General features: G+C 73.0%; 4 protein-coding genes. 3 read left to right on the forward strand and 1 reads right to left on the reverse strand.

Annotation, left to right across the window (positions count from 1 at the left end; genetic code table 11):
- Positions 1-66: 66 nt before the first annotated feature.
- Entirely contained in the window at positions 67-1,287 is a 1,221-nt protein-coding gene (locus ACTUAL_RS04725) for a hypothetical protein (protein ID WP_218182401.1), read from the reverse strand.
- Positions 1,288-1,457: 170 nt separating this feature from the next.
- Between ACTUAL_RS04725 and ACTUAL_RS04730 the strand changes: the two genes are divergently transcribed.
- From ACTUAL_RS04730 to ACTUAL_RS04740, 3 genes are all read left to right on the forward strand, one after another.
- Positions 1,458-2,825, forward strand: coding sequence for an SDR family NAD(P)-dependent oxidoreductase (locus ACTUAL_RS04730; protein WP_218182456.1), 1,368 nt, complete (start codon positions 1,458-1,460; stop codon positions 2,823-2,825).
- Positions 2,826-2,912: 87 nt separating this feature from the next.
- Positions 2,913-6,374 carry a TM0106 family RecB-like putative nuclease gene (locus ACTUAL_RS04735; protein ID WP_440899384.1) on the forward strand — a complete coding sequence of 1,154 codons (3,462 nt, stop codon included), beginning with the start codon at positions 2,913-2,915 and terminating at the stop codon, positions 6,372-6,374.
- A gap of 610 nt (positions 6,375-6,984) precedes the next feature.
- Positions 6,985-7,241, forward strand: a 257-nt coding sequence (locus ACTUAL_RS04740; protein WP_440899383.1) for a hypothetical protein, incomplete at its 3' end; no start/stop codon positions are given.

A 7,241-nucleotide genomic window follows, 5' to 3' on the forward strand; every position in this document is an offset into this window, starting at 1 on the left:
GGAGCGGCCTGCCCTTCTTCTTCGCCTGGTCCCCGCCGCCGAGGCGGTCGGTGATGCCGTCGCCGCTCACGCCGCGCCCACCGGCTCGTGGCGGTGCCGCGCGACGGCCGTGACCAGCGCGCGGACCCGCTCCTCCCGCTCCGCCTCGTTCTTCGGCGGTGGCGTGGACAGGTGGTCGAAGTACAGCGCCCGCAGCAGCTCGGCGCGCGAGCGGAACTCGACGTCGTCCGCGCCGCGCGAGACCACGGCCAGCACGGCGGCAGCCGCGCCCGCCACCGCGACGAGCACGCCCGGCCACGGCACGTCCCGCAGCCACACCTGGAGCGCGGCGAACGAGGTGGTCGCGAAACCGGCGAGGATCGCCGCCGAGGCCAGCAGCCTGCCGCGCTCGCGCGTCCGCAGCGACTCCACCTCGCACTCGTGCAGGGCGGGCGCGATGATCTCGTTCGCCTCGTGGATCGCGTCGGCCAGCAGGGGGTAGTCGAGCACGAAGCCGGGGTCGACGACGGGGCGCGCGTCGGGGGCGCGGAAGCGCAGCCGGGGCCACAGGGCGAGCGCGGGCGCGTCGGCGCGCAGCGGGGTTCCCGCCTTCGAGCCGAGCACGCCGCGCAGCACCGCGAGCACCCGCTCCGGGCCCTCGTCCACGTGCACGACGGCGACCTGGCCCGCTCGGGCGAGCACGCCGACGTCCTCGTCGGCGAGCGCGCCGGACACCAGCTCGTCGGCCAGCCCGCCGGTGCCCGCGAGCAGCAGCAGGGGGCGGTCGTGGCCGAGGTGCTCCACCAGCGCCGCGCGGGCGCCCTCGTCGCCGCCGAGCAGGACCACCAGGGCGGGCCGCTTGCGGGCGACCGCGTCGACCACGCGCAGCAGCGCCGGGACCTCGTCGCCCCAGCGGGAGCCGGGGACCAGGACGGCCGTGTCGTGGCGCTGGTTCAGCGGCAGCTCGCCGGGGCGGGGTTCGGCGTCGTCGGCCGCGACCAGGCGGCCGGGGGCGATGCCCACCAGCCTCGGCGCGGCGTCGAGCGCCTCGGACGCCAGGCCGGCCAGGTGCGCCACGCCCAGGTCGGCGCCGGTGGTGAGGACCACGGCGCCCGCTCGGCGGGCTTCGGACAGGACGGTCCGCAGCACCGGCAGGACGGTGGCGGACAGCTCGGGATCTAGGGGTTCGGGGCTGCCGAGCAGCGCGACGACCGGACGTCCCCGTGGGAGTCCGAGCGCTCGGGCCCTGATGTCGGCGTCCGGGTGGGCCAACCGCCGCACCCTGGGACCGCCAGCCGCAGGAGACATGCCGGGGACCCTAGCGGGGGCGACTGCGAAATTCACCCGTCAGGGGGCAATTTCTCCCCAGGTAGAGTTCCACGGCGATGAGCACGTCCGAACAGGCGCAGGCCGGGGGCTCCCCCGCCGAAGTACCGCCGGTGGAACCAGCAGCAGTGCCCGGCATCGACCCGGCCGAGATGGAGATCGCGCTGCGGGTGCTGGCGCAGGTCGACGACCTGCCGCCCGAGCACCCGGACACGATCGCGCTCCGGCGCGCGACCTCCCGCATCTACAAGCAGGTGCGCAAGAACCGGAAGACGGCCCGGCGGCGGGAGGTGCTGGACGCCGACAACTCGGTGATCGCGGCCACCGCGACCGGGTCGCCCACGCGGATCGACGACGAGACCGCGGGCATCCTGCTGCGCGAGCCCGAGCCGGGCGAGTCGGCGGGGACCTTCCGCAAGGCGCGGCCGTGCTACATCTGCAAGCAGCGCTACACCCAGGTGGACGCCTTCTACCACCAGCTCTGCCCGAGGTGCGCGGCGCTGAACCGGTCGAAGCGGGACGCCAGGACCGACCTGACGGGGCGGCGGGCGCTGCTCACCGGCGGGCGGGCCAAGATCGGGATGTACATCGCGCTGCGGCTGCTGCGGGACGGCGCGCACACCACGATCACCACGCGGTTCCCGCACGACGCGGTCCGGCGCTTCGCGTCGATGCCCGACAGCGGGGACTGGCTGCACCGGCTGCGCGTGGTCGGGATCGACCTGCGCGACCCGGCGCAGGTGGTGGCGCTGGCCGACTCGGTGGCGGCGGCCGGACCGCTGGACATCCTGATCAACAACGCGGCGCAGACCGTGCGGCGCTCGCCGGGGGCGTACGCGCCGCTGGTCGCGGCCGAGTCCGACCCGCTGCCGTCCGGGCCGCTGCCGGAGCTGGTGAGCTTCGGGCACAGCTCGGCCGCGCACCCGCCCGCGCTGACCGGCGGCCTGCCGGGTGGCGCCGGGGTGGACGTGACGGCGCTGGCGCTGGTGGCCGGGTCGTCGCTGATCGACGCGGGCGGCCTGGTGCCGGACGTGGCGGAGAGCAACAGCTGGGTGCAGACGGTGGGCGAGGTCGACCCCGTCGAGCTGCTGGAGGTGCAGCTGTGCAACAGCACCGCGCCCTTCATCCTGGTGTCGCGGCTGCGCCCGGCCATGGCCGCGTCGAAGGCGCGGCGCAAGTACGTGGTGAACGTGTCGGCCATGGAGGGGGTGTTCGGGCGCGGGTACAAGGGCGCCGGGCACCCGCACACGAACATGGCCAAGGCGGCGCTGAACATGCTGACGCGCACCAGCGCGGCGGACGTGTTCGAGGACGGCATCCTGATGACCTCGGTGGACACCGGGTGGATCACCGACGAGCGCCCGCACTTCACGAAGCTGCGCATGGCCGAGGAGGGCTTCCACGCGCCGCTGGACCTGGTCGACGGGGCCGCGCGGGTGTACGACCCGGTGGTGCGCGGCGAGGCGGGCGAGGACCTGTACGGGTGCTTCCTGAAGGACTACGGCCCCTATTCGTGGTGACGGACCGGTCGGGTCGGCGGGGGCCGGTGGGCAAAACGCCGTGCCCCCTCCACCGATCGGGTCAGCCGGGTGGAGATACTGCGGTGCATGTTCAGCGCCAACGGCAGGCACGTCCACTCACCGGGTGACTTGGTCGACCTGCTGGAGTGCGAGCACCGCTCCCGTCTGACCACCGCGCTGACCAAGGGCGTGCCCGACGCCCCGCAGCCCGCTCCCCCGCAGGACCTGCTGGCGGCGCGGCACGGGCTCGCGCACGAGAAGGCCGTGCTGGAGCGGTTCCTGGCCGCGGGCGAGGTCTTCGAGGTGCCGCAGCCCGCCCCGGTGCACGAGGCGCTGGTGGAGGCCGCCGCGCTGACCAGGGACGCCATCGCGCGCCGGGTCCCGGTGATCTACCAGGGTGTCTTCTACGACGGGGACTTCCACGGGCGGGCGGACTTCCTCGTGCTGACCGGGGAGGGGTACGAGCCGCACGACGCCAAGCTCGCCCGGCACCCCACGCCCGCCGCGGTCGTGCAGCTGACCGCGTACTCGGCGGCGCTCGGCGACCAGGCGGGCCCGAAGGCTCACCTGCTGCTGGGGGACAACACCACCAGGACGTTCCGGGTCTCCGACTTCCTGCCGATCGTCGCCGACCTGCGGGCCCGGCTGCGCGCCACCCTCGCCGCGCCGCCCGCGCTCCCGGCGAGGCTGTGGGACGACGAGCGGCCCGCGTGCGCCACCTGCCGGTTCTCCGCGCACTGCGCCGACGGGCGCGAGCGCTCCCGCGACCTGTCGCTGGTGGCGGGCATCCGGACCGACCAGCGGCGCAAGCTCGCCTCCGCCGGGCTGGACACCATCGACGCGCTCGCGAACGCCACCAACACCGAGCGGCCCACGACCATGTCGCAGGGGACGTTCGCCGGGTTGCGCGCGCAGGCCGCGCTGCAGGTCATCCAGGACACCTCGCGCACCCGCGACAACCCGGTCGGCAAGGTCGCCTACGAGGTCGTGGTGCCGGACGCGCTCGCGTCGCTCCCCCAGCCCAGTCCCGGCGACCTGTTCTTCGACATGGAGGGCGACCCGTACGCGCTCGCGGGCGAGGGCCTGGAGTACCTGTTCGGCGTGGTCACGCACGAGGAGGTGTTCACCCCGTTCTGGGCGCACACCCGGCCGCAGGAGAAGGCCGCGTTCGAGCGCCTGGTCGACCTGGCGACCTCGCGGTTGGCCGAGCACCCCGACGCGCACGTCTACCACTACGCGCCCTACGAGGTGAGCGCGCTCAAGCGGCTCGCCGCGCTGCACGGCACGCGCGAGGAGGAGGTCGACCACCTGCTGCGGTCGAACGCGCTGGTGGACCTGTACGCGGTGGTGCGCAAGGCGTTGCGGGTGTCGCAGCGGTCGTACTCGATCAAGTACCTGGAGCCGCTCTACATGCCCGAGGCCCGCTCGGGCGACGTCAAGAACGCGGTGTCGAGCATCGAGGCGTACGAGGAGTACCTGGTGCTGACCTCGATGGGCGACACCGGGCGCGCCGAGGAGGTGCTGGACGGGATCGCCGAGTACAACGCCTACGACTGCGTGTCGACGCTGCGGCTGTACCGGTTCCTGCTCCAGGTGCGGGAGGAGGCGGGGATCGAGCCGCGCGCGGCCGAGCAGTCGCTGTACGAGGAGATCGAGGACGAGATCGCCCAGCAGCGGCGGGCCGAGCGGGCGGAGCGGATCGCCGCCGTGGTGGACCCGCTGATCGAGGGCCTGCCGGACAACCCGGCCGACTTCACCGACGACGAGCGGGCGCGGGCGCTGCTGGCGGCGGCGGTCGGGTACCACCGGCGGGAGACGAACCCGGCGTGGTGGGACTTCTTCCGGCAGCTCGCGGCCCCGCTGTCGGAGCTGGAGTCGGACAGCTCGTGCGCGGTCGCGGTGTCGGTGCGGGCGGACGACTGGGTGCAGCCCTCGGGGCGGGTGAAGAAGGCCAAGCGGGAGGTGCGGGTGCGCTGCGACCCGGACCGGCCGCACCCGTTCAGCAAGGGCGAGAAGGTGCGGCTGCTCTACCCCGGCACGCCGGACAGCGAGACCCGCGACGCCGAGGTGCTGTTCGAGTCCGCCGACGAGGTGGTGCTGCTGGAGAGCGCTTCCCCCGACGAGGCCGGGGGCGGGAACCCGGTGGCGGTGCTGCCGGGGTCGCCGGTGCGGCCCGCGCCCAAGGACGAGGCGGTGTACGAGCTGGCGCGGCTGGTGGTGGAGCACCTGCCCGAGCTGCCCGCGCACCCCGGCGTCGACCTGGCCCGGCGGCTCGCGCCCCGGCTCAGGACGGACGCGCTGCCGCAGTCGGGTGACGTGATCGCGGACGTCATCGGGGCGGTGGACGCGCTGGCCGGGTCGGTGCTGGCGGTGCAGGGGCCGCCCGGCGCGGGCAAGACGTACCTGGCGGGGCGGCTGATCGCGCACCTGATCGCGGGCGGGCGCAGCGTCGGGGTGACGTCCAACAGCCACAAGGCCGTGGAGAACGTGCTCACCGCCGCCATCAAGGCCGGGCGGGAGCTGGGGGTGCCGATACCGGCGGCCAAGAACCCCAAGGGGCAGCCGGTGAAGGACTGCCTGTGGGAGCAGACGAAGAACAACCCGGCGCTGCTGCGCTGGCGCGAGGACCAGGGCGGCGGGCACCTGGTCGGCGGCACGGCGTGGACGTTCTCCAACGCGGCCATGCGGGAGCAGCCGTTCGACGTGCTGATCGTGGACGAGGCCGGGCAGTTCGCGCTCGCCGACGCGCTCGCGGTGTCCACGGCCGCGCGGAACCTGGTGCTGCTGGGTGATCCGCAGCAGCTGCCGCAGGTCGTGCAGGGCACGCACCCGGCGGGCGCGGACGCGTCGGCGCTCGGGCACGTCATCGGGGACGCGGACGTGATGCCGCCCGAGCTGGGCTACTTCCTGGCGCAGACGCGGCGGATGCACCCGTCGGTGTGCCTGCCGGTGTCGAACCTGTCGTACGCGGGGCTGCTGCACGCGCACGAGAGCGCTGGCGCGCGGAGGGTGGTGGGGATCGAGCCGGGGCTGTACGTGCGGGAGGTCGACCACCGGCACAACACCACCAAGTCCGACGAGGAGGCGGCGGCTGTCGGCGAGCTGGTCGCGGCGATCGTGGGGCGGGAGTGGGTGGACGGGGGCGACAGGCGGCCCCTGGAGTGCTCGGACGTGCTCGTGGTCGCCCCCTACACCCTGCAGGTGCGGCTGGTGAAGCGGGAGCTGGAGCGGCGCGGGTTCGGCGAGGTGCGGGTGGGGACGGTGGACCGGTTCCAGGGGCAGGAGGCGCCGGTGGTGATCAGCACCATGACGTCCTCGTCGGCGGTGGACCTGCCGCGCGGGCTGGACTTCCTGCTCTCGCGCAACCGGGTCAACGTGGCGCTGTCGCGGGCGCAGGCGCTCGCCGTGGTGGTGTGCTCGCCGCGGCTGGTGGAGGCGGACATCCGGGGCGTCGAACAGCTGCGGCTCGTTTCCGGGATGATCGGGCTGCTCGGCGAGGCGCGTAATTGGAACAATTCTCCGGTTGCCGCGGACGTGGCGGCGGGGTGAACCGCAGGGCGGCGCCGGCGGGTGCTACCGGCGGTCGGTGAGGCTGTTTCCGCAGGTTCCCGAGGCCCTTGACCTGGAACGTCGGCACGGGCACCGGTACGGCCGCGTCCCGCTTTCGCGGGGCGCGGCCTTCTTCGTGACACCGGAAAGCCACCCCCTATTTACGGAGGGTGATCAACAATGCGGCGGGGTCGTTCCTGATTTGCCCGACGGTATCCGGATACCGGAAAGGGCGGAACGCGCCGGGCCGTCGGTTGCAACTTGGTTGCACACCGTTCCCAGTGGTCACGCACCGTGTCCGCCGCTTTTTCTGGGCATGGCAACGTACCAGAGTCGTTTTTCAGCCTGTTCGGACGGGGCCCCGGACAGGGGCGCCGGAGCCCGCTAATGCCATTTACCCGCCGCCGCGTTACAGGTTCAGGTAACGAATTCCACACGACCGGACAACGGCTGACCCGCGCGTTCGGCCGAGCGGAGCAATCCGGGCCGGTTGTTTCCGGTAACCCGAACCCGAGGTTCCACACGAATGGATCAGCGCCTAATATGAACCGCGCTCCACCCCTACGCGTATAGGGTGATGCGTCTCCGCAAATCCCCATCAGGAGTCTTCATGCAGTTCGCACGAACCGCCGGCAAGTCCATCGGCGTTGCCGCGACCGTCGTTGCCGCTGGTTTGCTCATGGCGCTCCCCGCCTCCGCGCACAACCGTTCCCTGGACGTGAAGTGCGACACCACGACGGGTGAGGCCGTCTTCACCCTGAAGCTGACCCAGTACGCCCGCAACCTCGACAACGTCCTGAAGGTCACCGAGGGCGACACCGTCCTGGAGGACACCAAGTTCCGGGGCGACTTCATCAAGTCCTACAA

It is taken from the genome of Actinosynnema sp. (genome assembly GCF_052038725.1).

What these genes read in the sequence shown, in the direction of transcription:
- ACTUAL_RS04725 (WP_218182401.1), bottom strand. Translation starts at nt 1,287, where the DNA reads ATGTCTCCTGCGGCTGGCGGTCCCAGGGTGCGGCGGTTGGCCCACCCG.
- ACTUAL_RS04730 (WP_218182456.1), top strand. Translation starts at nt 1,458, where the DNA reads ATGGAGATCGCGCTGCGGGTGCTGGCGCAGGTCGACGACCTGCCGCCC.
- ACTUAL_RS04735 (WP_440899384.1), top strand. Translation starts at nt 2,913, where the DNA reads ATGTTCAGCGCCAACGGCAGGCACGTCCACTCACCGGGTGACTTGGTC.